At 58.9% G+C, this 649-nt stretch carries 2 protein-coding genes; both read right to left on the bottom strand.

Annotation, left to right across the window (positions count from 1 at the left end):
- On the bottom strand, positions 1–123 hold a 123-nt coding region (locus A3730_RS11550), incomplete at its 3' end, for a biopolymer transporter ExbD (RefSeq protein ID WP_231883935.1).
- Positions 124–125: 2 nt separating this feature from the next.
- A partial coding sequence (tolQ, locus tag A3730_RS11545; protein ID WP_063538099.1) for a protein TolQ occupies positions 126–649 on the bottom strand: 524 nt, incomplete at its 5' end.

Raw genomic sequence — 649 nt, 5'->3', positions numbered from 1 at the left:
CTGGGTCATCATCGGCGCCGTGGCCATGAAGATCACCAGCAGTACCAGCATCACATCGATGTAGGGCACCACGTTCATCTCGGCAACGAGCTTGCGCGGCACCCGTATCTTTACGCCGCTCATGCTCATGCTCCGCGCCCGTGGGCCTGACGGTGAAGTACGGAAGAAAACTCTTCCGCAAACATCTCATTTTCCGTCAGCAGGGCGTCGCTCTGGGCGGAGAAGCGGTTATAAGCCATCACCGCCGGGATCGCCGCGAACAGGCCAATGGCCGTGGCAATCAACGCTTCTGCAATACCCGGAGCCACCACACTGAGGGTCGCCTGCTTCACGTTGGCCAGCGCCATAAAGGAGTTCATGATGCCCCAGACGGTACCAAACAGGCCCACATAGGGACTGGTAGAACCGACCGTGGCCAGAAACGGCAAGTGTTTGGTCAGGCGAGTCTGCTCACGCTGCAGGGCCACGCGCATGGCCCGTTGAGCACCATCCATGACCGCTTCGGCACCACGGGTACTTTTGGAAAGCCGAACAAATTCCTGAAAACCGGCACGGAAAATGGCTTCAGTGCCGGAGTCCACATCCGGGTCCTTGCGGCTCTGGTTGTAGAGGGACGCCAGATCATCGCTGGACCAGAACTTTTCCTCAA

The sequence above is a fragment of the Alcanivorax sp. HI0044 genome, from assembly GCF_001634945.1.
Note: the sequence above shows the minus strand (reverse complement) of the source record. Positions and strands in the feature narration are given on the sequence as shown.